Origin of the sequence: Mycolicibacterium bacteremicum (assembly GCF_002086115.1) — a bacterium.
Lineage (GTDB): Bacteria > Actinomycetota > Actinomycetes > Mycobacteriales > Mycobacteriaceae > Mycobacterium > Mycobacterium bacteremicum.
Window position 1 is genome coordinate 1 of record NZ_MVHJ01000029.1, and the last position, 26,991, is coordinate 26,991.

The window sequence follows — 26,991 nt, forward strand, 5'->3', positions numbered from 1 at the left end:
CTCCGGGGCGGGGTCGGGGCCGGGGTCGAGCTCCCGGAGCCGGCGGACGTGGACGTCGTCGCCTCGGTGTCGGTGGCGGGCGCGGCCTCCGACGGCGACGAGTTCGACTCCGAATTGGACTGCGCGCCAGTCGGTTCTGTCTCCGACGACGATGCGCTCCGCTTCTGGTCGGAGTCGTCGGGCTGTTCGGTGGTCGGGTCCTCGGCCTCGTCGTCCTTGACGTCGCGCCCGGCCGTCGGTCGGGTGACGCGCGGGGCCCCCGCCGACCGGACGCCCCGCGTCGTGCGTGCCGACCGGACGGTTTTGGCACCCTCGGGTCGCGACGCGGTCGATGCGGACCCGCTCGATGTGGATGACGAGGCGGACGACGAGGCGCCGGTATCGGCCAGGGCGGTGCCGGCCTGCGGGCCCGTCAGCGACATCCCCCACAGCACCGCGCCCATGCCCGCACCGGCAGCACCGAGTTGCAGCCACCGCCGGACGGCGAAGCCCTCCGACCGGCGCACTCGGGCGGGGACAGCGGGCGGGACGGTGCCGTCGGCCATATTTGACCCTTTCGTCAATAGCTGACCGCAATGTACGCGGTGCGCCCCGATTCCGGGCAGCAAATCCGTCGCCGGTTCACAGATGGTGCGTCTATCGGACACCGGCGTCCGTCAGCTCCCGTTCACCTTCTGCTTGCCTGCTGCTATCCCGGCTCCCGTAACTTTCGCCCGTGAACCGGTCGTCCAGCCCACGGCCGGTGCTATTCGCAGGTGGAAGGATCCTCGCAAGTATGGCGCTCATCCCGTTGAATCTCTTTGTCGCGCACCAGGGTCGGTCGTCGCGTCAGCACATCACCTGCCGCTACCGCTGCGGTGACGCCTGCTCCAAGCCGGTCCCCAACACCAGCGACAACGAGTACTTCGGCGATGTGATGGCCGCGGTGTCGCGCCGCAGTGCACTCAAGACCGCCGGCGTGGCCGTGCTGGCCGTCGGCGCCGGATCGGCGCTGGCCGCCTGCTCGACCAACGGCTCCGACACCGCAGCAACAACCTCGACCTCGGCCACCCCGGCCGAACCGGCCACCCCGGCCGGCATGAACTTCGCCGCCGTCGCACCCAACAGTGAGGACGCGGTGGTGATCCCCGAGGGCTACCGGCAGTCGGTCGTCATCAGCTGGGGTGACCCGGTGTTGCCCGGCGCCCCGGTGTTCGACGTCAACCGCCAGACCGCCGCGGCGCAGCGCCAGCAGTTCGGCTTCAACAACGACTTCGCCGGCCTGCTGCCCCTCGAGGGAAGTGCGGACCGGTTCCTGCTGGTGACCAATCACGAGTACACCACCGAGCAGTTCATGCACCCCGGTTACGACGCCGACAACCCCACCCGCGAGCAGTTCGAGATCGCCATTGCCGCACACGGACTCTCGGTCGTCGAGGTGGAGCGCACCGCCGACGGCCTGCGCCCGGTGATGGGCCGCTACAACCGCCGGATCACCGCCGACACGCCGTTCACCATCGTCGGGCCCGCCGCGGGTGCCGACCTGCTCAAGACCGCCGCCGACCCCACCGGCCGGACCGCGCTGGGCACCATCAACAACTGCTCCGGTGGCGTGACACCCTGGGGCACAATTCTTTCCGGGGAAGAGAACTTCAACTCCTACTTCGGTGTCCCGGAGGGCACCCCGGCGCCCGAGGGTCAGGCCGGCGAGCGCCTGAGCCGGTACGGCGTCGAGGCCGAACCGTCGGAGCGCAAATGGGAGAACTTCGACCCGCGCTTCGACTTCGTCAAGACCCCCAACGAGCTCAACCGGTTCGGCTACGTCGTCGAACTGAACCCGTGGGATCCGGCGTCGGCACCGATCAAGCACACCGCGCTGGGCCGGTTCAAGCACGAGGCCGCCACCATCCACGTCGCCGACGACGGCACCGTCGTCGCCTACACCGGTGACGACGAGCGCTTCGACTACATGTACAAGTTCGTGTCCAGCAAGAAGATCCAGCCCGGCGACATGGCGCACAACATGACCATCCTGGACGAGGGCACCCTGTACGTGGCCAAGCTGTCCAGCGACATCCCCGCCGACCAGATCGACGGTTCGGGCAGCCTGCCCGCCGACGGCAAGTTCGCCGGGACCGGCAGCTGGATCCCGCTGCTGCGCTCCGGGCCCGACGGCCGGGCCGAGTCGCTGGTCAACGGGATGAGCGCCCAGGACGTCGCGGTGTTCACCCGATTCGCCGGCGACGAAGCGGGCGCCACCAAGATGGACCGGCCGGAGGACTTCGAGGCCAACCCGAAGACCGGCAAGGTCTATGTGGCACTGACCAATAACAGCAATCGCGGTGCCGAGGGCAAGGCCGGCCCGGATGCGGCCAACCCGCGCAACGACAACAAGAACGGCCAGGTCCTGGAGATCACCGACAACCACACCGGCACCGATTTCACCTGGGAGCTGCTGCTGGTGTGCGGCGACCCGGAGGCTGCCGACACCTACTTCGGCGGGTTCGACAAGACCAAGGTCAGCCCGATCTCCTGCCCCGACAACCTGGCCTTCGACAGCCACGGCAACCTGTGGGTGTCCACCGACGGCAACGCGCTGGACTCCAACGACGGCCTGTTCGCGGTATCGCTGGAAGGCCCCACCCGCGGCCTCACCAAGCAGTTCCTCACCGTGCCGCTCGGTGCCGAGACCTGTGGGCCGGTCGTCACCGACGACCTGGTGACGGTGTGCGTGCAGCACCCCGGCGAGAACGACGACAACAGCATCGACGACCCGCTGTCACGCTGGCCCGAGGGCGGTAACGGCACCGCCAAGCCGTCGGTGGTGGCGGTCTGGCGCGACGGCGGCAATATCGGGGTGTGACGCCCCCGGAAAGGGTATTGGTGGACACCATGACCGCAACCGAACGTCCCGTCCGCATCGCCGTCCAGCTCCAGCCCCAGCACTCCCCCGGCTACGGCCGCATCCGTGACGCCGTGCGCCGGGCCGAGGACATCGGCGTCGACGTCGCCTTCAACTGGGATCATTTCTTCCCGCTGTACGGCGACCCCGACGGCGCTCACTACGAGTGCTGGACGATGTTGGCCGCGTGGGCCGAGCAGACCTCGCGCATCGAGATCGGCGCGTTGGTCAGCTGCAACTCCTACCGCAACCCGGAACTGCTGGCCGATATGGCGCGAACCGTCGACAACATCTCCGACGGCCGGCTGATCCTGGGGATCGGATCGGGCTGGAAGCAGAAGGACTACGACGAGTACGGCTACGAGTTCGGCACCGCCGGTGGCCGCCTCGACGACCTGGCCGCCGCGCTGCCGCGCATCGAGTCCCGGCTGGCCAAGCTGAACCCCGCTCCGCTGCGCGAGATCCCGATCCTGATCGGCGGCCAGGGCAAGCGCAAGACGCTGCGCCTGGTCGCCGAGCACGCCCACATCTGGCACGGGTTCACCGACGCCGGCACCTACCCCGGGCTGGCCGAGGTGCTCGACTCGCACTGCGCCGAGGTGGGCCGCGACCCCGGCGCCATCGAACGCTCCTCGGGCGTGCCGGAAAAGAGTGTCGAGGCCGCCCTGGCCGGCGCCGAGTCTCTCGTCGGCCTCGGCGTCACGTTGTTGACCATCGGGGTCAACGGACCCGACTACGACCTGACCATCGCCGAGGCGTTGGTGAAGTGGCGGGACCAGCGCGCAACCGGCTGACGAGCGTAAAGGGAGCCGCCCACCGGGCCCGGCAACATGACAGACTTCTCCGCCATGCCCAAGAAGTACGGGGTCAAGGAGAAGGACCTCGTGATCGCCCATGTGGTGAACCTTGTGCTGACCGGCAAGCTCCGTACCGGAGATCGGCTGGACCGCAACGAGATTGCCGGTGATCTCGGCATCAGCCGGGTGCCCATTCAGGAGGCGGTGGTACAGCTCGAGCACGACGGCATCATCTCCACGCAGTACCACCGGGGCGCCTTCATCGAGCGTTTCGATGCCGATGTGCTCGGCGAGCACCACGAGGTCTACGGCGTCCTCAACGGGATCGCGTCCGCCCGCGCGGCCACCGCCGCCGACCCCGATGTGCTGGCCGCGCTGCACGCGTTGACCTCCGCGCTGGCGGCCAGCCGCGATGCCCGCAGCTTCCACGACACCGCCTGGCGGTACCGCCGCACCATCACCGATGCCTACGCCGGGCCCCGCCTGCAGGCGGCGACGGCGGCCGCGCAGACATTCATCCCGCACGACTACTGGTCGGCCTTCCTCGATGCGCCGGCCGGATTGCTGGATCACTACCGGGCCGAGACCGCGGCGATCGCCGACCGGGACCCGGCGGCCGCCCGCGCCGCGTGCATCGCCGCCGCCCGGCTGATGGGCGCCATGATGCGCACCGAACTGGTCCGACGCGGTGTGCTCGACGGCCCGGTGGCCACCGAGAGCCCGCTCACCGAATCGGGGTGAAGACTTCGCCCGGGCGGCGGTAGCGGCTACCTTGGGCACCCATGACCTCGTTGCTCCGCCGGATCGGGCACCCGGTGCTGGCGCTCGTGCTCGCCTTCCTGGTGTGCGCGGTCGGGATGGCCGCGCCCGCGGCTGCCGACCAGTGCGCCCCGCCCGGCATCGACAGCGCCAGCGCGCTGCCGACGAACCTGGCCGCGGCCGCCCAGGGACCCGGCGCCGACAAATACACCACCCCGAACGTCGAGCCGCTGGACGGTATCGACGTCAACGCGCTGGGCCTCGGAACCCCCGGCGTGCTCACCGTCGGCACGCTGTCCGACGCCCCACCGAGCATCTGCATCAACGCCGGCGGCCAGTTCACCGGGTTCGACAACGAGGTGCTGCGCGCGGTCGCCGACAAGCTGGGGCTGCGGGTCAACTTCGTCGGCACCGACTTCTCCGGGCTCCTGGCCCAGGTCGCGTCGGGTCGCTTCGATGTCGGCTCGTCGTCGATCACCACCACCGACGCCCGGCGCCAGACCGTCGGATTCACCAACGGGTATGACTTCGGCTACTTCTCGCTGGTGGTGCCGTCCGGATCGTCGATCACCAGTTTCTCCCAGCTCGGCCCCGGCCAGCGCATCGGTGTGGTGCAGGGCACCGTGCAGGAGGCCTACGTCGTGGACACCCTGGGCCTGGACCCGGTGAAGTTCCCCGACTACAACACCGTCTACGGCAGCCTCAAGACCCGCCAGATCGACGCCTGGGTGGCTCCGTCGCAGCAGGCCGTCGGGACCGTCCAACCCGGTGATCAGGCCACCATCATCGAAAACACGTTCAGCTTGGACAATTTCGTAGCCTACGCGGTGGCCAAGGAGAACCGGCCGCTGATCGACGCGCTCAACGCCGGGCTGGACGCCGTCATCGCCGACGGCACCTGGTCACGGCTGTACACCGACTGGGTGCCCCGCGCGCTGCCCCCGGGCTGGAAACCCGGCTCCAAGGCCGCACCGGTACCCGAGCTACCCGACTTCGCCCAGATCGCGGCCGAACGTGCGCCGGCCGCCGAACCGGCCGCGCCGACGGCACCGAAATCCGTTCTCGGACAGCTGGGTGACACCTTCTTGAACTGGGATCTGTACCGGCAGGCCATCCCGGACCTGTTCACGACCGGGCTGCCGAACACCCTGCTGCTGACGGCCGGCGCCGCGGTCATCGGCGTCGTGCTGGGCCTGCTGCTGGCCGTCGCCGGCATCTCCCGGTCGCGGCTGCTGCGCTGGCCGGCGCGCGTCTACACCGACATCTTCCGCGGGCTGCCCGAGGTGGTGATCATCTTGATCATCGGCCTCGGGATCGGGCCCATCGTCGGCGGATTGACCGGCAACAACCCCTATCCGCTCGGCATCGCCGCGCTGGGCCTGATGTCGGCCGCCTATGTCGGCGAGATCTTCCGGTCCGGTATCCAGAGCGTGGAGACCGGACAGATGGAGGCCTCGCGCGCACTGGGTTTCAGTTATTCGGACTCGATGAAGCTGGTGATCATCCCGCAGGGCATCCGGCGGGTGCTGCCGGCCCTGGTCAACCAGTTCATCTCGTTGCTCAAGGCATCGTCACTGGTGTACTTCCTCGGTCTGGTGGCCAATCAGCGCGAACTGTTCCAGGTGGGCCGCGACCTCAACGCCCAGACCGGCAATCTGTCCCCGCTGGTGGCGGCGGGGCTGTTCTACCTGGCGTTGACGATCCCGCTGACCCATCTGGTCAACGTGATCGATTCCCGGCTGCGCACCGGTAAGCAACCCGCTCCCGTCCAGCAGGAGATGATCTGATGGCCACCCCGAACCCGCAGGCGGTATCCCTGGCGGCCAACGATATTCACCTGTCCTTCGGTCCCAACAAGGTGTTGCGCGGGGTCGATCTGGATGTGCCCGCGGGCACCACCACGGCCGTGATCGGGCCGTCGGGATCGGGCAAGTCCACTCTGCTGCGCACCCTGAACCGGCTCTACGAACCCGACGCCGGCGACATCCTGCTCGACGGCCGCTCGGTGCTCGGCGACAACCCCGACCAGTTGCGCCAGCGCATCGGCATGGTGTTCCAACAGTTCAACTTGTTCCCACACCGCACCGTGCTCGACAATGTCACGCTGGCTCCGCGCAAGCTCAAGGGCATGTCGGTGGAAGCGTCCCGCGAGCTCGGGCTGGCCCAGCTCGACCGGGTCGGGTTGCGGCACAAGGCCGATGTCCGTCCGTTCACTCTGTCCGGTGGCCAGCAGCAGCGGGTGGCGATCGCCCGCGCCCTGGCGATGGCGCCGCAGGTGATGTTCTTCGACGAGGCGACCTCCGCGCTGGATCCCGAACTGGTGAAAGGGATCCTGGAGCTGATCGCCGATCTGGGTTCGGCGGGCATGACGATGATCGTCGTCACCCACGAGATGGGCTTCGCGCGCTCGGCGGCCGACGCGGTGGTGTTCATGGACGAGGGCGAGGTGATCGAGTCCGGACCGCCCGAGCGGATCTTCGCGAGTGCCGAAACCGAGCGGCTGCGCCGATTCCTGGACCAGGTGCTGTGATTCGGCGATCGAATTGGAGGCTTTACCGCCTGGCAGGGTCAGACAGGTTAGACTAGCGAATTATGGTCGAGACCGAACCGCAGGCCGATGAGCTGGCAGGAGAGCTGCAACGTGTGCTCTCCAAACTGTTCTCGGTGCTGCGCCGCGGGGACAATCGGGGCGCGGGCAACGCCGCCGGTGCCGACCTGACCCTCGCGCAGCTCTCGATCCTGTTGACGCTGCTGGAAAGTGGCCCGATCCGGATGACCGAGCTGGCCGCTCACGAACGCGTCCGCACGCCCACCACGACGGTCGCGATCCGGCGGTTGGAGAAGCTCGGACTGGTCAAGCGCTCCCGCGACCCGTCCGATCTGCGGGCCGTGCTGGTCGAGGTGACCCCGCGCGGACTGGTGCAGCACAAGGAGGCCCTCGATGCCCGGCGCGCCTTCCTCGGCGGGATGTTGAACAATCTCAGCGCCGAGGACAAGGCCACGCTGGCATCGGCCCTCGGCTCACTGGACCGGCTGGCCGATCAGGCCCAGTCCTGAGTCAGCCCAACCAATCCAACACCGCCGCGGCGGTCCACGACTGCTGCATGCTGCCCAGCGGCTCCCCGGTGAACGGCTCGTAATACTCGGCGAAGGTACCGTCGCTGGCCTGGCGCAGACCCTCCTGGCGCAGGGTCAGGGCGCGTTCGGCCCAGCCGCGGCGCGCGAAGCACCAGGAGAACAACCAGGTGGTGACGGGCCAGACCGGCCCGCGCCAGTACTCGCGGGCCCGGAAATCGCGGGAAACCGGTGAAGTGGACGGGATCAGCGAGTAGCGCAGATCCGGATGGCTGCTGAAGCGCGGACCGTCGAGCAGGCGCAGCAACGCGCGTTCCTTGTCGTGCGGGAGCCCGCCGCACAGCAGCGGCGCGAACTGCGCGATCGTCTCGGTCGCCACCCAGGACTCGGATCGGACATCGAAATCGCGTGCGGCCCCGGTCCGTTCGTCGGTGGTCTCGACCACACCGGCACGGAAGCGGTCGGCCCAGGCGTACAGGTCGCGGACATCCGCCGGGGACCGCTTGTAGTCCTCCCCGATCTCGGCCAGCACCCGGCAGGCCACCGAGAAGATGCCGGACACGAAGACGTCCTCCACCGCGAAGCTCATCGACTTGGCCAGCAGATCGTCGTCGTAGCGTGCCGCCTTCATCTCCTCCAGCAGCCACAGGTACCGGTCGTACTCGGAGTCCGACGGCCGCTGGGTGGCATCGGTGTTGATCTTGTTGTCCTCGCGCTGATACTCGGGCACATTGCCGGGAATCACGTTGGCGTAGGCGCTGTCCCAGCGCGGCGAGTTGTCCATCCCGGACTCCCAGCCGTGGTACAGCGTGATCCGGCCCCGCTCGTTCGGGTCGCGGGCCTCGGCCAGCCAGCGGTGCCAGCGCACCAGATCGCTCCACCGTCGGTCCAGGAACGCCTCGGCGACCGCCCGGGTGGACCGGCCGCGGGTCTTGGCGCGGTCCAGGATGCGCTGCACCGCGATGGCGTGCACCGGCGGCTGGGTGATCCCGGAGGTGTGCCGGGTGCGCGGAGCGTGGACCGCCAGCGCCGAGGTGGCCCAGCGGGCCGGTCCGGGGAAGTAGCCGTCGACGCCGTTGGCGAAGACGATGTGCGGGATCATCCCGTTGCCCCACTGCGCCGAGAGCAGGGTGTCGAGTTCGACGACGGCCCGTTCGACGCTCAGCGGGGCCAGCCCGATCGCCACGAAGGCGGCGTCCCAGCTCCACATGTGCGGGTAGAGCAGCGGGGCGGCAGTGGTCATCACACCCAGGTCGTTGCCGCGCAGCAGGTAGGCCGCGCGCGCTGCGAGCTGGGTGGGAGCGAAGCTGGGGTCGGGTGGCATCGCATCAATAATGCGGCGTCGGCGCCGAGCGTGCAGTGTCATAGTGTTTTCTTCCGTGCCCACTGCTCTGATCACCGGCGCCGGCGGCGGGATCGGGTCGGCCATCGCCGACGCGCTCGCCCCGACGCACACCCTGCTGCTCGCCGGCCGTCCGTCGGCCCGCCTCGACGCCGTCGCCGAGCGGTTGGGGGCGCCGACCTGGCCGCTGGACCTCGCCGACGCCGAGTCCATCGAATCGGCCAGCGAGGTGCTCGCCGAGCTCGACGTGCTGGTGCACAACGCCGGCGTGCTCTACCCGGGCCGGGTGTCGGAATCGACGGCCGACCAGTGGCGGGCCAGCTTCGAGATCAACGTCACCGGTGCGGTCGCGTTGACGCTGGCGCTGCTGCCGGCCCTGCGCGCCGCCGGCGGGCACGTGGTGTTCATCAATTCCGGTGCCGGCCAGAAGGTCTCGGCGAGCATGGCCTCGTATTCGGCGAGCAAGTTCGCGCTGCGCGCGTTCGCCGACTCGCTGCGCGCCGACGAACCGTCGCTGCGGGTCACCTCGGTGTTCCCCGGCCGCACCGATTCGGAGATGCAGCGCGATCTGGTGGCCTACGAGGGTGGCTCCTACGACCCGGCCGACTTCCTGCAGCCCTCGACCGTCGGTCTGCTCGTCGCGCAGGCCGTGAACGCTCCCCGCGACGGGCACGTGCACGAGGTCGTGGTCCGCCCCGGCGGGTGATGTGTGGCGCCGCACCCGTGATGAGTCCGGGTGCGGCTCCACAAAACGCGACTAGACGACGAGGTTGACCAGCTTGCCGGGCACCACGATGACCTTCTTCGGGGTGGCCCCGTCCAGGAACGCCAGCACCTTGTCGTCGGCGCGCGCCGCCGCCTCCAGCGCCGCCCTGTCCGCATCGGCGGGCACGGTGATCTTGCCGCGCACCTTGCCGTTGACCTGGACCGGCAACTCGACGGTGTCGTCGACCAGATGGCGCTCGTCGGCGACCGGGAACGGCCCGTGCGCCAGCGACGCCTCGTGACCGAGCCGGCGCCACAGCTCCTCGGCCAGGTGCGGTGCCAGCGGCGCGACCATCAGGACCAGCGGCTCGACGGCCGCACGGGCGGCGACACCGGCCTTGGTCAGGTGATTGGTGTACTCGATCAACTTGGCCGCCGCGGTGTTGTTACGCAGTGCCGCATAGTCTTCGGCGACCCCGGCGATGGTCTTGTGCAGCGCGCGCAGGGTGTCCTCGGGCACATCCCCGTCGGTGACCCGGACCGCCCCGGTGGACTCGTCGACGACGGCGCGCCAGACCCGCTGCAGGAAGCGGTGCGCGCCGACGACATCCTTGGTCGCCCACGGCCGCGACGCCTCCAGCGGACCCATCGACATCTCGTACACGCGCAGAGTGTCCGCGCCGTATTCGTCGCAGATCTCGTCCGGGGACACCGAGTTCTTCAGTGATTTGCCGATCTTGCCGAACTCCTGGTTGACCTGCTGGTCCTCGTACCAGAAGGCGCCGTCGCGTTCGACGACATCGGCGGCGGGCACATAGGACCCGCGGGCATCGGTGTAGGCGAACGCCTGGATGTAGCCCTGGTTGACCAGCCGGCGGTACGGCTCCGAGGAGCTGACATGCCCCAGGTCGAAGAGCACCTTGTGCCAGAACCGCGAATACAGCAGGTGCAGCACCGCGTGCTCGACACCACCGACGTACAGGTCGACCCCGCCCGGGTCCTGCGGGCCGTGGATCTCGGGGCGCGGCCCCATCCAGTACGCCTCGTTCTCCTTGGCGCAGAACTCGTCGCTGTTGTGCGGATCGGCGTAGCGCAGCTCATACCAGGAGCTGCCCGCCCACTGGGGCATCACATTGGTGTCGCGGGTGTAGGACTGCAGCCCGTCACCCAGATCCAGGTCGACGTGCACCCAGTCGGTGGCCTTGCCCAGCGGCGGGGACGGTTCACTGTCCGCGTCGTCCGGGTCGAACATCACCGGGGCGTAGTCCGGGATGTCCGGAAGTTCCACCGGCAGAGCCGATTCGGGCAGCGGGTGGGCCCGGCCGTCGGCGTCGTAGACGATCGGGAACGGTTCGCCCCAGTAGCGCTGCCGGGCGAACAGCCAGTCGCGCAGCTTGAATTCGACCCGCGCGCGCCCGGTTCCGTCGGCCTCCAGGCGGGCGATGATGGCCTCCTTGGCCGCCGGCACCGTCAGCCCGTCCAGCTCACCGGAATTCACCAGCAGGCCGTCGCCGCTGTAGGCCGCCACGCTGACGTCGCCGCCGGAGACGACTTCGACGATGGGCAGCCCGAATGCGGTGGCGAACTCCCAGTCCCGCTGATCACCACTGGGCACCGCCATGATGGCGCCCGTGCCGTAACCGGCCAGCACATAATCGGCGATGAACACCGGAACCTGCTGTCCGTTCACCGGATTGGTGGCATACGACCCGGTGAACACACCGGTCTTGGTCTTGTTCTCCTGACGCTCCAGATCGGATTTCGCCGCGATGTCGGACCGGTAGGCCGCGATCGCCGCACCCGGGGTGGATCCGCCATAGGTCCAGCGCTCATCGGTGCCGTCCGGCCAGGCCGCCGCGGTCAGCGCGTCGACCAGTTCGTGTTCGGGGGCCAGCACCATGTAGGTCGCGCCGTAGAGGGTGTCGGGGCGAGTGGTGAACACCTCGATATCGCCCACCGGCGTGTCGAAGCGCACCTGCGCGCCGACCGACCGGCCGATCCAGTTGCGCTGCATGGCCTTGACCTTGTCCGGCCAGTCCAGCACGTCCAGATCGTCGAGCAACCGGTCGGAATAAGCGGTGATGCGCATCATCCACTGCCGCAACCGCTTCCGGAAGACCGGGAAGTTACCGCGGTCACTGCGGCCGTCGGAGGTCACCTCCTCGTTGGCCAGCACGGTGCCCAGGCCCGGGCACCAGTTGACCATTGAGTCGGCGCGGTAGACCAACCGGAACGAGTCGATCACATCGGCCCGCTCGGCCGTGGACAACCCGGCCCAGTCGCGACCGTCGGGCAGCGGTCGGGTGCCCGCGGCGAACTCGTCGACCAGCTCATCGATACGACGGGCACGCTTGAGCTCGGGGTCGAACCAGGCGTTGTAGATCTGCAGGAAGATCCACTGCGTCCACTTGTAGAAGTCCACATCGGTGGTGGAGAAGCTGCGCCGCGAGTCGTGGCCCAGGCCGAGGCGGCCCAGCTGGCGGCGGAAGTTGACGATATTGGCCTCGGTGCGGGTGCGCGGGTGCGTGCCGGTCTGCACGGCGTACTGCTCGGCGGGCAACCCGAAGGCGTCGAAACCCAACGCGTGCAACACGTTGCGGCCGGTCATCCGGAAGTAGCGGGCGTACACATCGGTGGCGATGTAGCCCAGCGGATGCCCGACGTGCAGGCCGTCACCGGACGGGTAAGGGAACATGTCCTGGACGAACATCTTGTCCGCCGGAACGGCCGATCCGTCCGTGGGCGCCAGCGAGCCCACCGGGTTGGGCACATGGAAGGTGCCCAGGCGCTGCCAGCGCTGCTGCCAGGCCAGCTCGATGTCACCGGCCAGCGCGGCGGAGTAGCGGTGCTGCGGTGCGTCGGCGGGGTCGACCGAGGGATCTGTCACGCCAAACAGGGTATAAGCGCCGCTCGCGCGGCTTTCGGCCACGGGTTGATAAAGGTTGCGTTGCAGGGTGGTCAGAACCCGGTTGCAGGTCGGTTCCGACGCTGGAGAACCGCCGGTCGTCCTGGTTACAGTCGGCCCCTGACTCGGGGAACAGAACACCCTCGCTGTACGCACCGCAACCCGGAAGGACCGACGTCAGGATGAACGAGCACCCGCGCCGCTGGCGGATTCTCATCGCCGGGACCGCCGCCGGAGTCGCCGGTGTGGCCGTCCTGGCCGCCACCCCCGCCGCCGCCGAACCGCTGCCCCCGCAGCCGGCACCGCCCGTTCCGGTCACCGTCACCCAGACCGTCACCGTCGCGCCCCAGGCCGCGCCGCTGGCCCCGGCGCAGGCCGGCCCCGCCCAGCCCATCGCGGCGGGCAGCCCGGCGGCCGTGCCGGGCGCCGCGCCGCAGCTGGGCTCGGCCACCTCCACGGCCGTCACACCCCGACCGGTCTCGGTACCGCTGTCGCCGAACCCGTCGGGCACCATCCGCGATTACCTGACCAGCCAGAACGTGACGCTGGAACCGCAGACCCCGGCCGGGTTCACCGCGCTGAACATCGTGTTGCCCCGGCCCACCGGCTGGACCCAGGTGCCCGATCCCAACGTTCCCGACGCCTTCGCCGTCATCGCCGACCGGGTCGGCGGCGACGGGCTCTACACCAACAACGCCCAGGTCGTGGTCTACAAGCTCATTGGCGCCTTCGACAATCGCGAGGCCATCCGGCACGGGTACGTCGACAGCCAGCAGCTGACCGCATGGCGGGCCACCGGCGGGTCGATCGCCGAGGTCAACGGGGTGCCGACGTCGATCATCGAGGGCACCTACCGCGAGAACAACATGACGCTGAACACCTCGAGGCGGCACATCATCGCGACCTCTGGCCCCGACCGCTACCTGGTGTCGCTGTCGGTGACCACCGCCGAATCCCAGTCCGTGGCCGCCGCCGACGCCACCGATGCGATCGTCAACGGGTTCCGGGTCTCGGCCCCGGCGCCGGCCGCACCCCCGGTGGCCGCACCGGCACCGGCCGCCGCCGTCCCCGCACCGGCACCGGCCGCACCCGCCGCTGTCCCGGTCAGCCTCGGACTCGGCTGATCGGCCGCCCACGGCGCCGACCGACTAACAGAACATCGCGTCTTCCTCGTATCCTGACTGCATGCTTGTCGCCGCGGTCCTCTGCCTCTGCGTGGCCGTCGCCACCGCCGGTGCGGCCGTCTGGTCGCTGAAGCAGCCCTACGCCGACGACCCCGTCCGCCAGGTGCTGCGCGCGGTCGCACCGACCCAGTTCGCCGCGGCCGCCATGCTGGCCGCCGGTGGTGCCGTCGCCTTGGCCGCGCCCGCGCAGATGTCGCTGCTGGTCTTGGTGGTGTGCGTCGTCGGCGCCATCGGCACGGTGGCCGCCGGCTGTTGGCAGGGTGCGAAGTTGGTGGCCCACAAGGAGGCCGTGCAGACGGCCGCTCGGGAGGCCGGCGGTGGCGGCTGCGCCGGCGCGTGCGCGTCCTGCACTCTCTCTTGCTGACCTGACCGCGGACTGCTAGTTGCGGCTCAGGTCGATCGGGTGCGTCGCCAGCATCGCCAGCGGTAGCGGCTGACGCCGCAGCACCCGCGACCACAGATCCACCTTCGGTTCGGCCAGCACATCCGAGGGCAGCGCCGACAGCACGATCCAGTCGTCGCGTTCGATCTCCCCGTCGAGCTGGCCGACCGTCCACCCCGAATACCCCGCGAAGATCCGCACCCCCTCCACCACCGGTGCGATGTTCTCCGGATCGGAGTCCAGATCGACCATGCACACCCGGCCCTGCACATGACGCAGCCCCGGCACCCCGGTGATGTCGACACCCACCCGCACGGTGGCCAGGCACAGTGCCGAGTCCCGCTTCACCGGTCCGCCGACGAACATCGTCTTGGGCTTGATCGCGAGCTTGGCCCACTGCGGCAGCACGTTGTAGACGGCGGTCTCACTGGGCCGGTTGAGCACCACGCCGAGCGTGCCGCCCTCGTTGTGTTCGACGATGTAGATCACGGTGCGCCGGAAGGTCGGTTCCAGCAGATCGGTGTCGGCCAGCAACAGCGTCCCCGCCCGCACCCGCGGTGCCGTCGGCGTCGGGTAATCCTCCGGTTCGTCGGGGTGTGCCATCGGTTCATCATGTCACCAGGGACCCGCCGTCAGCTCCGGCTCGCCGAGATCTTTGTAGGGTGGATCGGGGTCATCATTCGCCGGCCCGGACAGGACCCGATCTGATGACTGACACCACCTGGCAGGCGGTGCGTGGGCTACCCGAATTCCGGCGGCTGCTCGAGCTGCGTGCGGTCAGCCAGTTCGGTGACGGACTGTTCCAGGCCGGGCTGGCCGGCGCACTGCTGTTCAACCCGGAACGCGCCGCGCACCCATGGGCGATCGCCGGGGCGTTCGCCGTGCTTTTCCTGCCGTATTCGGCGTTGGGACCCTTCGCCGGGGCACTGCTGGACCGCTGGGACCGCCGGCTGGTGCTCATCGGGGCCAACGCCGGGCGGCTGCTGCTGATGCTGGCCGTCGGCGCCGCGCTGGCCGTCAGCTCCGGGGAGCTGACGCTGTTGTTCGGAGCGCTGATCGTCAACGGTTTCACCCGCTTCGTCTCCTCCGGGCTGTCGGCCGCGCTACCGCATGTGGTGCCCCGGGAGCAGGTGCTGACGATGAACTCGGTGGCCACCGCGACCGGGGCGCTGTCGACCTTTCTGGGCGCCAACTTCATGCTGCTGCCCCGCTGGCTGCTCGGTGCCGATGATGCCGGCGCGTCGGTGGTGATCTTCCTGGCCGCCATCCCGGTGGCGCTCGCGCTGGTGCTCTCGGTGCGGTTCTCGCCGCATGTGCTCGGGCCCGACGACAGCGTGCGCGCGGTGCACGGTTCGGTGGCCTATGCGGTGTCCACCGGGTGGGTGCACGGTGTCCGCACCGTGGCCGCGGTGCCGACGGTGGCGGCCACCCTGAGCGGTCTGGCCGCGCACCGGATGGTGTTCGGCATCAACACCCTGCTGGTGCTGGTGATGGTGCGGCACAGCGGTGATCAGGAGGTCGCCGGGTTGGGTCTGGGCACCGCGGTGCTCTTCGTCGCGGCGACCGGCACGGGCTCGTTCCTGGCCACCGTCGTCACACCCGCCGCGGTCGGCCGGTGGGGCCGCTACCGGACCGCCAACGGGGCGCTGGCGGTCGCGGTCGTGGTGCAGTTGCTGGCCGCCGGGCTCCACATGCCGGTGATGATCGGCTGCGGTTTCGTGCTGGGCGCGGCCGGGCAGGTGGTCAAGCTGTGTGCCGACAGTGCCATGCAGATCGACGTCGACGACGCGCTGCGCGGGCACGTCTTCACCGTGCAGGACGCGCTGTTCTGGGTGATGTTCGTGGCGGCCATCGCGCTGGCCGCCGCGGTGATCCCGACGGACGGCCGGTCGGTGCCGCTGGTGATCGTGGGCGTGGTGCTCTATCTGGTGGGCCTGGCCGCGCATGCCCGGCTCGGGCGGCGCCGGCGCCCGGTTTAGAGTTCAGCCATGGCTGGTGCCGGGCCGATGGTGGCCGATCTGCGTGCCGAGAGCGACGAGCTCGACACCCTGTTGGCGGAATTGCCCGAATCAGGGTGGCGCACCGCCACCCCCGCCCCGGGCTGGACGATCGCCCACCAGATCGCGCACCTGTGGTGGACCGACCGGGTGGCGCTGCAGTCCGCGACCGATCGCGCGGCGTTCGATGCGGTGCTCGCCGAGGCGGCCCAGGATCCGTTCGGCTTCGTCGACGCGGCGGCCGAGCAGTTGGCCGACACCCCGCCCGCGGAGTTGCTGGCGCACTGGCGGGCCGACCGCGCCCGGTTGCACGAGGCGCTGCTGGCCGTCGAGGACGGTGCCAAGCTGGCCTGGTTCGGCCCGCCGATGAGCGCACCGTCGATGGCGACGGCCCGGCTGATGGAGACCTGGGCGCACGGTCTGGACGTCGCCGACGCGCTCGACGTGCGCAGGTCCCCGACGGCCCGGCTGCGTTCGATCGCCCATATCGGAGTTCGCACAAGGAATTTCGCGTTCACCGTGCACGGTCTCACGCCACCCGCCGAAATGTTTCACGTGGAACTACGCGGTCCCGACGGGGCGGTGTGGACGTGGGGGCCGCAGGACGCGGCGCAATCCGTGCGCGGTTCCGCCGAGGATTTCTGCATGCTGGTCACCCAGCGCCGGGCGCCCGCTGACCTCGACGTCGTCGCCACCGGGGCCGACGCCCAGAAGTGGTTGACCATCGCGCAGGCCTTCGCCGGCCCGCCCGGCAAGGGCCGCGGGTAGCATCGGCGCCGGGCGCGCAGGACCGCCCGATGTCCGCTCGAAGAGGCTCAGCCTCCCTGCCGCAGTTGTCATTCGATGACCTCTTCTCGGCCCGGTTCGCGGACGACGGGCATTTCGAGAGGAGGCCCTCATGGCCAGTTCTCTGCCCGACAATCCCTCATTGTCGCGGTTGCGTGACGACGCCCGCAGTCTGCAGCGCGCCGTCGCCGCGGCCGACCCCGCGGCGCTGGACGCGATCCACACGCACCACCCCCGGCCCGATATCGCGCTGCGCGGTCAGCGATTCGCCCTGCACGACGCTCAGCTGGCCGTCGCCCGCCGGTACGGTTTCAGCGGGTGGCCCGCGCTGGTGCACTACCTCGAGACCGCCGCCGACCTGAGCGCCGACCCGTCCCGATTCGACGAGACCGCCGCCGATCCGGCGGACCGCTTCTGCGCGCTGGCCTGCCTGCGCTACGACCAGACCGACGCGCCGCCCCGTTGGCAGGCCGCCCGGGAGATGCAACCGACACTGACCGACCCGCACATCTGGGCCGTCGCGGCCGCGGCCGACCCGGACCGGTTGGCCGCGCTGCTGCGCACCGACCCGGCGCTCGCCTCGGCCCCCGGCGGCCCGTTCGGCTGGACACCGCTGCTGTACCTGACCTACTCGCGGGTGCCCGAGACCGACAGCCTCGCCGCGGCCACCCTGCTGCTGCAGGCCGGGGCCGATCCGAACGCCGGATATCTGTGGCGCGGGATGTCGACGCCCTTCACGGTGCTGACCGGCGTGTTCGGCGAGGGCGAGCAGGGTCCGCGCCGGCAGCCCCGGCACCCGGCCGCCGACGGGCTGGCCACGCTGCTGCTGCGCCACGGTGCGCACCCGGTGGATCAGCAGACCCTCTACAACCGGATGTTCCGGCCCGACGATTCGCACCTGCACCTGCTGTTCGACCACGGGCTGGCCGATGCCGGTCCGAGCCCCTGGGAGCAACGCCTCGGTGAAGCCATGGAGACCCGCACCCAGATGTGGCACCGTCAAGTCGGCTGGGCGGCCGAGCACGGCTTCACCGAGCGGCTGGCCCTGCTGGCCCGACACGGTATCGACACCGCCGGGGTGGCGCCGGTGGTCGTCGGGCTGCCCGACGACCCCGATCAACGGGATGCCGACGGGGCGACCGCCCTGCACCACGCCGCCTGGTCCGGTGATCTGGCGCTGATCCGCCGACTGCTCGACGCCGGCGCGGACCGCACGCTGCGCGACACCCGGTTCGACGCGACACCGCAGGGCTGGGCCGAGTACGCGTATCAGTCGGAGGCTGCGCGGCTGTTGCAGATCACGTCAGATCACTGACGGTGTCGGCCGAGCCGTCCCCGTCGGCATCGGTGAACCGCACATCCCACCGGCCGTCACCGTCGCGGTCGGCATAGGCCGTACCGTCGGGCCCGCCGAGCACGCGGTCTGCCAGCCCGTCGGCGTCGACGTCGAGCAACCGCTCCCCCGCCGCGCCGTCACCGTCGAAGTCCACCAGCGGCCCACCGAAGGATTCGACGCCGTCGAGGCCGAACCAGCGCAGCTGCCCGGCCCGGTCCACCGCGACCGCCCAGGTGCCCGAACCGTCATCGGTGAAATAGGCCGGTGCGGTGCCGTCCCGCCCGTGCACCGCATGATCGGCCGCACCGCTGCCGTCCAGATCGGCCAACGCGTCGTCGGCCGCACCATCGGCGTCCATATCGAGACCGATGGCGTCGAGCACCCCGTCGCCGTCGATGTCCAGGGTCGGCTCGGCCGACCAGATGTCCGCGCCGCCGGCGCCGTCAGACAGGCAGTAGTCCATACCGGTCCAGACGCATCAGGACGGCTGGGCGTTCCACCAATTCCGAAGTTCGGCCACGGCCTCGTCGTGATCGAGCGGTCCGCGCTCCAACCGGAGTTCCTTGAGGTACTTCCAGGCCTTGCCGACCTGGGGTCCGGCCGGGATGTCGAGGATCGCCATGATCTCGTTGCCGTCCAGGTCGGGCCGGACCCGCTGCAGGTCCTCCTTGGCCGCGATCTCGGCGATCCGGTTCTCCAGATCGTCGTAGTTCGACCGCAGCCGCGCCGCACGGCGCTTGTTGCGCGTGGTGCAGTCGGCACGGACCAGCTTGTGCAACCGCTCCAGCAGCGGACCGGCATCGGTGACATAGCGGCGCACCGCCGAGTCGGTCCACCGGCCGTCGCCGTAACCGTGGAAACGCAGGTGCAGGTACACCAGCTGGGAGACATCGTCGACCATCTGCTTGGAGTACTTCAGCGCCCGCATCCGCTTACGCACCATCTTGGCGCCCACCACCTCGTGGTGGTGGAAGCTGACGCCGCCGTCGGGCTCATGCCGGCGGGTGGCGGGCTTGCCGATGTCGTGCAACAGGGCGGCCCAGCGCAACACCAGATCCGGGGGATCTCCAGGACCTTCCAAATCCATGGCCTGCTGCAGCACCGTCAGCGAATGCCAGTACACGTCCTTGTGCTGATGGTGCTCGTCGATCGCCATCCGCATCTCGCCCACCTCGGGCAGCACCACATCACCGAGACCGGTCTGCACCATCAGGTCGATACCGGCCACCGGATCGGCGCCGGTGATCAGCTTGTCGAGTTCGGCGGCGACGCGTTCGGCGGTGATGCGGCCCAGCTGCGGCGCCATCTCGATCAGTGCCTCGGTGACCCGGGGCGCCACCGCGAACCGCAGCTGTGACACGAATCTCGCGGCACGCAACATGCGCAGCGGATCGTCACCGAAGGACACCTGCGGTTCGGCCGGGGTGTCGAGCATCCGCTCGCGCAGCGCGGCCAGACCGCCGAGTGGGTCCACGAACTCGGTAGGCCCGGCACCGGTGATCTTCACCGCCATCGCGTTGACCGTGAAGTCGCGGCGGACCAGGTCGTCCTCCAGCCGGTCGCCGAAGCGCACCTCGGGATTGCGCGACACCTGGTCGTAGCTGTCGGCGCGGAAGGTGGTGATCTCGAATCGGCGGCCGGCCTTGCCGACACCCACGGTGCCGAACTCGATCCCGGTGTCCCACAGTGCATCCGACCAACCGCGCAGCAACTTCTGCATCTCCTGCGGCCGGGCATCGGTGGTGAAGTCGAGGTCCGCGTAGAGCCGGCCCAGCAGCGCGTCCCGCACGCTGCCACCGACCAGGTACAGCTCGTGGCCGGCGGCCTCGAACACCGCGCCGATATCGCGGAGCACATCGCCGTACTTGTTCAGCGCAACCCACGCGCCCGCCAACAGCTCGGCATCGGCGGTGTCCGGGGTCTGGTCGTACGGCACGTTCGGGGAGTCTAGTGAGCCTCCCAGGGTGGTAACGACCCGGCGACAGCCCGGCCACGACAAGCGCGTGTGGCGATCAGGTGAACCGACGGCAACTATCATCGCTTGGGTGTCGGACGGCGAGCAGGCCAAACCGCGACGGCGCCGAGGGCGTCGCCGCGGTCGCCGGGCTGCCGGTCCGCCCGCAGCCGACGCGCAAGGCGCCTCGACCCCGACCGACGGCCAACCCAAACCCACCCCTCCGGGGAACGGTCAGCAGGCCAAACCCGGCCAGAACCGCAGGCCGCGCCAGGACCGCCGGGCCCCCGACCGGTTGCGCACCGTGCACGAGACCTCGGCGGGCGGCCTGGTCATCGACGGCATCGACGGACCCAAGGACACTCAGGTCGCGGCGCTGATCGGCCGCATCGACCGGCGCGGCCGGATGCTGTGGTCGCTGCCCAAGGGACATATCGAGGTCGGTGAGACCGCCGAACAGACCGCGATCCGTGAGGTGGCCGAGGAGACCGGTATCCAGGGCAGCGTGCTGGCCGCGCTCGGCAGCATCGACTACTGGTTCGTCACCGAGGGCCGGCGGGTGCACAAGACCGTGCACCATTACCTGATGCGTTTTCTCGGCGGCGACCTCTCCGATGAGGACATGGAGGTCACCGAGGTGGCCTGGGTCCCGCTGCGCGATCTGCCCGCCCGGCTGGCCTACGCCGACGAACGCCGGCTCGCGGTGGTCGCCGGTGAACTCATCGACAAGCTGCACACCGACGGTGAGGGCGCGTTGCCGCCGCTGCCGCAGAGTTCGCCGCGGCGGCGCCCCCAGACCCATTCGCACACCCGCAACCGTCGCCCGGAGGAGTCGCCGCCCCGGCGGGCGAACGGCTGCGGACCCGGCCAATGAGATCGGCGAGGGTGCTGCTGCGCGTCCTCACCGCCCTCCTGCTGGTCCTGCTGTTCACCCCGGGCGTTCCCGCCGCGGCCGAACCCGGCGAGACCCCGTTCCTGAAACTCCGCATCGACCGCGTCACCCCGGACACCGTCACCACCACCACCGGGTCGGTGGTCAGCGTCGCCGGCACCGTCAGCAATATCGGCGACCGTCCGGTACGCGACGTGGTGGTGCGTCTGGAGCACGCGCCGGCGGTCACCGGGTCCGCCGGACTGCGCACGAATCTGACCGGCGACCTCGACCAGTACGCCGCCGTCGCGCCGTTCATCACGGTGTCCGGCGAACTGGAACGCGGCCAGGAGGTGCCGTTCACGTTGTCCTACCCGGTGCGCGGGGGCGGCGAACCGACCCTGCAGATCGAACAGCCCGGCGTCTACCCGATGCTGGTGAACGTCAACGGCACCCCCGACTACGGGGCTCCGGCCCGACTCGACGACGCCCGGTTCCTGCTGCCGGTGCTCGGGGTGCCGGCCGACCCGGCCACCGGGGACGCCGAGGGATTGTCCGCGGTGGTACCGCCGGACACCTCACGCCCGGTCGCGACGACGGTGCTGTGGCCGCTGGCCGACCGGCCGCGGCTGGCGGCGGGCATCCCCGGCGGCACGACGCCGGTGCGGTTGCTCGACGACGATCTGGCCACCTCGCTGGCGCCCGGCGGTCGACTCGACACCCTGCTGTCGGCCGCCGACTTCGCCACCGGTGCCGCCGTCGACGCCGACGGGGCGGTCCGCGCCGCACTGTGTCTGGCCGTCGACCCGGATCTGCTCATCACCGTCAACGCGATGACCGCCGGCTACGTCGTCAGCGATGATCCCGCCGGCGGGCTGAACGCCCCCACCCGGCCCGGCACCGGGCAGGAGGCCGCCGCCAACTGGCTGGGCCGGCTCAAGGCGTTGGCGCAGCGGCTGTGCGTCACGCCGACGGTGTACGCCCAGGCCGACCTGGACGCGCTGCGCCGGGTCGGCGACGGCGCACTCAACACCGTCGCCACCGGGGCCGCCGCCGATATCGTCGACCAGATCCTCGGGGTGCGCTCGGTGCGCGGGGCCACCCTGATCGGAGACGGACCGCTGACCGAGGGTGCGGTCGCGCTGCTGGCCCAGCAGACCCCCACCGTCGCGGTGGCCGCCGCGCCGCTGAGCACCGCCGACGGCACCGGTGCCGAGCTCGCCCCGCAGCGCTACGCCCCACAGGTGGTGGTCGCACCCTTCGACCCGGCCCTGGGCGCCGCGCTGGCCGGCGTCGGCGCCGACCCGCGCACACCCACCTACCTCGACCGCGGATTGCACATCCCGCTGCAACACGACTCGCGCATCGCCCGCCTGCAGGACGCGCTCGGGGCACTGCTGTGGCGGGGCCTGCAACCCGACGCCACCCCGCGCACCCAGATCGTCGCGCCGCCGATGACCTGGGACCTCGATCCCGACGAGGCGCAGGGCGTGCTCACCGCGGTGGCCACCGCCATCCGGGCCGGCCTGGCCGACCCGCGCCCGCTGCCCGTCGTCATCGCGCAGACCCCGGCCACCGCTCCGTTCGAGGCGGCCACTCCCCCGCCCTGGACCGGTGACCCGACGGGCGCCTTCGACAACGGGGTGACCTCCGGGATCGGGGCGGTCATCGGGCGCCTCGGCGGGCTGACCGCCGCGTTGACCGTCGATGAGCGCACCGGGCTGACCGGCACCCAGTACACCGCGCCGCTGCGCGAGGACATGCTGCGCGCCCTGAGCCAGTCGGTCCCGCCGCAGTTCCGCACCGGCGCTGCCCAGCAACGGCTTTCGACGGTCAGCCGGACCGTCGCGGATCTGTTCGGCGCGGTGACGGTGGTCAACCCGGGTGGCTCGTACACGCTGGCCACCGAACGCAGCCCGCTGCCGTTGGCGCTGCGCAACGATCTGCCGGTGCCGATCCGGGTGCGGTTGCGCATCGACGCCCCGCCCGGGATGACCGTCACCGATCCGGGCGTGATCGAACTGCCGCCGGGCTTTCTGCCGGTGCGCGTCCCGATCGAGGTGCACTTCACCCAGCGCTTTGCCGTCGACGTGGCGCTGTCGACCGCCGACGGGATGGCCCTGGGCGACCCGGTGCGGCTGTCGGTGCACTCCAACGCCTACGGCAAGGTGCTGTTCTTCATCAGCCTCACCGGCGGGCTGATCCTGGCCCTGTTGGTCGGGCGCCGGCTCTGGCACCGGTTCCGCGGCCAGCCCGACCGCGCCGACCTGATCCCGCCGACCCGGGAACCGCGCCGGCCCGACCCCCTGGACACCGCACTGGCCCACACCGCCGACGAGCAACCCCGCACCGGCGGCGGCCGATGAGCGCCGTGCAACGGACCCGCACGGAGCTGTCCGACTCCGCCGTGGTGTCCCGCTCCTGGGCCATGGCGCTGGCGACGCTGATCAGCAGGCTCACCGGGTTCGCCAGGATGGTGCTGCTGGCGATCATCCTGGGCGGCCCGCTGCTCAGCGCCTTCTCGGTGGCCAACCAGCTGCCCAACCTGATCGCGGCGCTGGTGCTCGAGGCGACGTTCACCGCCATCTTCGTGCCGGTGCTGGCACGCGCCGAACGCGAAGATCCCGATGGCGGAGCCGCTTTCATCCGCAAGCTGCTCACCCTGGCCACCCTGTTGCTGCTGCTGGCGACCATCGCCTCCACGCTGGCCGCGCCACTGCTCACCGACCTGATGCTCGGCGCCGAGCCGCTGGTGAACCGGCCTCTCACGACGGCCTTCGCATATCTACTGCTGCCGCAGATCATCTTCTACGGCCTGTCCTCGGTGTTCATGGCAATCCTGAACACCCGCAACATCTTCGGCCCGCCGGCCTGGGCGCCGGTGGTCAACAACGTGGTGGCCATCGCCACCATCGCGCTCTATCTGATCGTGCCGGGCGAGCTCTCGATCGACCCGGTCCAGATGGGCAATGCCAAGCTGCTGGTGCTGGGCATCGGCACCACCCTGGGTGTGGTGGCCCAGGCCGCCGTGGTGTTCGTCGCGTTGCGCGCCGAGCGGGTCAGCATGCGGCCGCTGTGGGGCATCGACGACCGGATGAAGACCTTCGGGATGATGGCGCTGGCGATGGTGCTCTACGTGCTGATCAGCCAGGTCGGGCTGGTCGTCGGTAATCAGATCGCCAGTGCGGCATCGGCATCGGGGCCGGCCATCTACAACTACACCTGGCTGGTGCTGCAACTGCCGTTCGGCATCATCGGCGTGACGGTCCTGACCGTGGTGATGCCGCGACTGTCGCGCAACGCCGCCGCCGACGACGGGCCCGCGGTGCTGGCCGACCTGAACCTGGCCACCCGGCTCACCATGCTGACCCTGATCCCGGTGGTCGCGGTGATGACGGTGGGCGGGCCGGCGATCGGCAGCGCACTGTTCGCCTATGGCAACTTCGGTGACACCGACGCCCGCTATCTCGGTATGGCCATCACCCTGTCGGCGTTCACCCTGATCCCGTATTCGCTGGTGCTGCTGCAACTCCGGGTGTTCTATGCCCGGCAGCAGCCGTGGACACCGATCGTGTTGATCCTGGTGATCACCGCCGTCAAGATCGCGGCCTCGGTGGCGGTACCGCATCTGGTCGCCGACCCCGGCATGGTCGCCGGGTACCTCGGCCTGGCCAACGGGCTGGGCTTCCTGGCCGGGGCCACCGTCGGCTATGCGGTGCTGCGCGCCAACCTGATCCCGGCGCGCAGCGGCGGCCGCATGATCGGTGTCGACGTCGTGCGCACCATCCTGGTCACCATCGCCGCCTCGATGCTCGCCGGGCTCGCGGCGCATGTCGTCGACCAGCTGCTCGGGCTGGAGGCGCTGACCGAGCACGGCGGCGGTCTGGGATCACTGCTGCGGCTGATCGTCATCGGCCTGATCATGGGCCCCATCGTCGGGGCGGTGTTGTGGGCGGCCAAGGTGCCCGACGCGTTGTCGGCCGTGGCCGCGGTGCAGCGGCGGCTCCGCAGCCGCACGGGGTCGGCCCCGGGGCGCACGGGGCGTCCCGACGCACATCGACCCGCACCGCCGGTCACGTACCCTGATCGGAGCAATTCGCATCCGATGCGGCCTCCACGCCCCCCGGCAGCCCGCCGGTACGCACCGCAGGCAGAGATTGCCAGGAGTCACACTCGGAAAGGACCATCGGTGAGCGATACCCCCGGCAGCGGGTCCGCGCCAGACGCCGGTAACGGGACCGAGTCCGACTCGGGGGCCACCACCCGGATTCCCCTGCAGGGCAAGGGCGGTGCGGATCCGTCCGCCGCCGAATCGGCGGCCGACCCGGGTCTGACCGCCGCGGACTTCCAGCCCGACACCGGCGGGTTCACCGCCCGGCCGCCCGCCGACTACGGCGGCGATCCGTCCCGCGAGCCGCTGGCCTTCGAACCGCCCCGCGAGGGTCCCACCGAGGCCGCCCTCGGCGAGGATCTGCACCTGATCCCGGGCGCATCCATCATCGGCGGCCGTTACCGGTTGCTGGTGTCCCACGGTGGCACCGACAAGCTGCGGTTCTGGCACGCCCTGGACACCGCGCTCGATCGCCAGGTGGCCCTGACCTTCGTCGACCCGGACGGCACACTGCCCGACAGCGAACTGCAGGACATCCTGGCCAGAACCCAGCGGTTGTCCAAGATCGACAGCCCCGGGCTGGCCCGCATCATGGACGTCACCCGCGCCGGATCCGGCGGCCTGGTGATCGCGGAGTGGATCCGCGGCGGATCGCTGACCGAGGTCGCCGAGACCGCGCCCTCCCCGATCGGCGGCGCGCGCGCCGTCCAGTCGCTGGCCGCCGCCGCCGAGATCGCGCACCGGTCCGGGGTCGCGCTGTCCATCGACGATCCGGGGCGCATCCGGGTCAGCATCGAGGGCGATGTCGCGCTGGCCTTCCCGGCCACGCTGCCCGAGGCCACTCCCGAGGACGACATCCGCGGTGTGGGCGCGGCGCTGTACGCCCTGCTGGTCAACCGGTGGCCACTGCCGGTCTCGGGCTCGCGCGGCGGGCTGGAACCGGCCGCGCTCGACGCCGTCGGGCAGCCCGTCGAACCGCAGACGGTCAATTCCGACATCCCGTTCCAGATCTCGGCGGCCGCCACCCGCGCGGTACAGGAGGGCGGCGGTATCCGTAGCGCGCCGACGCTGCTGAACCTGCTGCAGCAGGCGACGGCGGTGGCCGACCGCACCGAGTACATCGCCCCGCTGGACGAATCCCCCGCCGGCCGGCCGGCCGGATTCGGCGGCGACGACGGCGACCCGGCCTCGGTGGCCCGTCGCCGTAAAGGACTGATCATCGGCCTGACCGTCGGCGGCGCCCTCGTCGTGGTGGTGTTCGTACTGCTGGCAACGGTGCTCAGCCGTATCTTCGGCGACGTCGGCGGCGGCCTCGACCGCGACGAGCTCGGCCTGAACAGCCCGACGAGTACCACCGCCGAAGCCGACACCGGCACGGTCAAGCCGGTGCGCGCCACCGTCTACTCCCCGCAGGGTGAGGCCGATGCGCCGGCCGAGGCGGGCCTGGCGATCGACGGGAACCCGGCGACCGCGTGGCCGACCGACACCTACTCCGATCCGGCGCCGTTCCCCGGGTTCAAGAACGGTGTGGGTCTGATGCTGCAACTACCCCAGCCCACCGAACTCGGATCGGTGACCCTGAATGTGTCCAGCGTCGGCACCTCGGTACAGATCCGGGCCTCCGACTCGGCGAACCCGGCATCGCTGGAGGACACCACCGAGCTGAGCCCGCCGACCCCGCTCACCCGGGGGTCCAACACCATCGACATCACCGACGCGCAGTCCACGTCCTATGTGCTGGTGTGGATCTCGACGTTGGGCAACGTGGACGGCAAGAGCCGCACCGATATCTCCGAGATCACCCTCAACACGCGGTCCTGACCGCGGTTATCCCCAGGCACTCTGCCCCCGTCCACGCAGGTCAGGGCAGTTGGGCCAAATGAGTGTCGCAGCGGTGCCCGCGGCG

At 70.2% G+C, this 26,991-nt stretch carries 20 protein-coding genes and 1 pseudogene; 15 read left to right on the forward strand and 6 right to left on the reverse strand.

Annotation, left to right across the window (positions count from 1 at the left end):
• A pseudogene (locus BST17_RS28860) lies at nt 1–545 on the reverse strand (hypothetical protein); the annotation flags it as partial.
• Nucleotides 546–775: 230 nt separating this feature from the next.
• On the opposite strand from BST17_RS28860, the gene BST17_RS23530 reads away from it, so the two are divergent.
• The 6 genes from BST17_RS23530 to BST17_RS23555 all read left to right on the forward strand — a co-directional run bounded on the left by BST17_RS23530 (nt 776) and on the right by BST17_RS23555 (nt 7,494).
• A complete protein-coding gene (locus BST17_RS23530; RefSeq protein WP_083061320.1) occupies nt 776–2,842 on the forward strand; it encodes a PhoX family protein in 2,067 nt (688 codons plus the stop codon).
• A 29-nt stretch (nt 2,843–2,871) separates the two neighbouring features.
• Nucleotides 2,872–3,675, forward strand: coding sequence for an LLM class F420-dependent oxidoreductase (locus BST17_RS23535; RefSeq protein WP_083061373.1), 804 nt, complete (start codon nt 2,872–2,874; stop codon nt 3,673–3,675).
• 54 nt (nt 3,676–3,729) lie between these two features.
• Nucleotides 3,730–4,419, forward strand: a complete 690-nt coding sequence (locus tag BST17_RS23540; RefSeq protein ID WP_083061321.1) for a GntR family transcriptional regulator — start codon at nt 3,730–3,732, stop codon at nt 4,417–4,419.
• A 116-nt stretch (nt 4,420–4,535) separates the two neighbouring features.
• On the forward strand, nt 4,536–6,224 hold the full coding sequence (locus tag BST17_RS23545) for an ABC transporter substrate-binding protein/permease (RefSeq protein ID WP_407937766.1): 1,689 nt from the start codon (nt 4,536–4,538) through the stop codon (nt 6,222–6,224).
• Nucleotides 6,224–6,967 (forward strand): amino acid ABC transporter ATP-binding protein, encoded by a 744-nt coding sequence (locus BST17_RS23550; protein WP_083061323.1) that lies wholly within the window; start codon nt 6,224–6,226, stop codon nt 6,965–6,967. The genes BST17_RS23545 and BST17_RS23550 overlap by 1 nt, the downstream gene beginning before the upstream one ends.
• 62 nt (nt 6,968–7,029) lie before the next feature.
• Complete coding sequence (locus tag BST17_RS23555; protein ID WP_083061324.1) at nt 7,030–7,494, forward strand: MarR family winged helix-turn-helix transcriptional regulator; 465 nt, start codon at nt 7,030–7,032, stop codon at nt 7,492–7,494.
• 1 nt (nt 7,495) lies between these two features.
• Here BST17_RS23555 and ggh read toward each other — a convergent pair whose 3' ends face one another.
• Nucleotides 7,496–8,836 (reverse strand): glucosylglycerate hydrolase, encoded by a 1,341-nt coding sequence (ggh, locus tag BST17_RS23560; RefSeq protein ID WP_083061325.1) that lies wholly within the window; start codon nt 8,834–8,836, stop codon nt 7,496–7,498.
• 55 nt (nt 8,837–8,891) lie between these two features.
• On the opposite strand from ggh, the gene BST17_RS23565 reads away from it, so the two are divergent.
• Complete coding sequence (locus tag BST17_RS23565; RefSeq protein ID WP_083061326.1) at nt 8,892–9,560, forward strand: SDR family oxidoreductase; 669 nt, start codon at nt 8,892–8,894, stop codon at nt 9,558–9,560.
• A gap of 51 nt (nt 9,561–9,611) precedes the next feature.
• Here the strand turns inward: BST17_RS23565 and leuS are convergent, their stop codons facing one another.
• Nucleotides 9,612–12,446 carry a leucine--tRNA ligase gene (gene leuS, locus BST17_RS23570; protein WP_083061327.1) on the reverse strand — a complete coding sequence of 945 codons (2,835 nt, stop codon included), beginning with the start codon at nt 12,444–12,446 and terminating at the stop codon, nt 9,612–9,614.
• A gap of 200 nt (nt 12,447–12,646) precedes the next feature.
• Between leuS and BST17_RS23575 the strand changes: the two genes are divergently transcribed.
• Together BST17_RS23575 and BST17_RS23580 are read left to right on the forward strand one after the other, a co-directional pair.
• Nucleotides 12,647–13,588: an LpqN/LpqT family lipoprotein gene (locus BST17_RS23575; protein ID WP_083061328.1), complete on the forward strand. Its 942-nt coding sequence runs from the start codon at nt 12,647–12,649 to the stop codon at nt 13,586–13,588.
• A 61-nt stretch (nt 13,589–13,649) separates the two neighbouring features.
• Complete coding sequence (locus BST17_RS23580; RefSeq protein WP_083061329.1) at nt 13,650–14,012, forward strand: hypothetical protein; 363 nt, start codon at nt 13,650–13,652, stop codon at nt 14,010–14,012.
• 15 nt (nt 14,013–14,027) lie between these two features.
• On the opposite strand, the gene BST17_RS23585 is transcribed toward BST17_RS23580, so the two are convergent.
• Nucleotides 14,028–14,633: a YqgE/AlgH family protein gene (locus tag BST17_RS23585; protein WP_083061330.1), complete on the reverse strand. Its 606-nt coding sequence runs from the start codon at nt 14,631–14,633 to the stop codon at nt 14,028–14,030.
• Nucleotides 14,634–14,737: 104 nt separating this feature from the next.
• Here BST17_RS23585 and BST17_RS23590 point away from each other — a divergent pair, with 104 nt between their 5' ends.
• The 3 genes from BST17_RS23590 (at nt 14,738) to BST17_RS23600 (ending at nt 18,128) form a co-directional block, all read left to right on the forward strand.
• Nucleotides 14,738–16,009, forward strand: coding sequence for an MFS transporter (locus BST17_RS23590; RefSeq protein ID WP_083061331.1), 1,272 nt, complete (start codon nt 14,738–14,740; stop codon nt 16,007–16,009).
• Nucleotides 16,010–16,018: 9 nt separating this feature from the next.
• Entirely contained in the window at nt 16,019–16,795 is a 777-nt protein-coding gene (locus BST17_RS23595; RefSeq protein ID WP_083061332.1) for a TIGR03084 family metal-binding protein, read from the forward strand.
• A gap of 130 nt (nt 16,796–16,925) precedes the next feature.
• On the forward strand, nt 16,926–18,128 hold the full coding sequence (locus tag BST17_RS23600) for an ankyrin repeat domain-containing protein (RefSeq protein ID WP_083061333.1): 1,203 nt from the start codon (nt 16,926–16,928) through the stop codon (nt 18,126–18,128).
• Here BST17_RS23600 and BST17_RS23605 read toward each other — a convergent pair.
• Nucleotides 18,112–18,612 (reverse strand): pullulanase, encoded by a 501-nt coding sequence (locus tag BST17_RS23605; protein WP_083061334.1) that lies wholly within the window; start codon nt 18,610–18,612, stop codon nt 18,112–18,114. The genes BST17_RS23600 and BST17_RS23605 overlap by 17 nt on opposite strands.
• Before the next feature lie 15 nt (nt 18,613–18,627).
• Nucleotides 18,628–20,085: a CCA tRNA nucleotidyltransferase gene (locus BST17_RS23610; RefSeq protein ID WP_234807791.1), complete on the reverse strand. Its 1,458-nt coding sequence runs from the start codon at nt 20,083–20,085 to the stop codon at nt 18,628–18,630.
• A gap of 109 nt (nt 20,086–20,194) precedes the next feature.
• On the opposite strand from BST17_RS23610, the gene BST17_RS23615 reads away from it, so the two are divergent.
• The 3 genes from BST17_RS23615 to murJ are packed head-to-tail and all read left to right on the forward strand — an operon-like array spanning nt 20,195 to nt 26,906.
• Entirely contained in the window at nt 20,195–20,977 is a 783-nt protein-coding gene (locus BST17_RS23615) for an NUDIX hydrolase (RefSeq protein WP_083061336.1), read from the forward strand.
• A complete protein-coding gene (locus BST17_RS23620) occupies nt 20,974–23,340 on the forward strand; it encodes a hypothetical protein (RefSeq protein WP_083061337.1) in 2,367 nt (788 codons plus the stop codon). Before BST17_RS23615 ends, BST17_RS23620 begins: the two co-directional genes overlap by 4 nt.
• The gene (gene murJ, locus BST17_RS23625) at nt 23,337–26,906 is read left to right on the forward strand and encodes a murein biosynthesis integral membrane protein MurJ (RefSeq protein WP_083061338.1); all 3,570 of its coding nucleotides are present in this window, start codon (nt 23,337–23,339) and stop codon (nt 26,904–26,906) included. Before BST17_RS23620 ends, murJ begins: the two co-directional genes overlap by 4 nt.
• Nucleotides 26,907–26,991 lie beyond the last annotated feature (85 nt).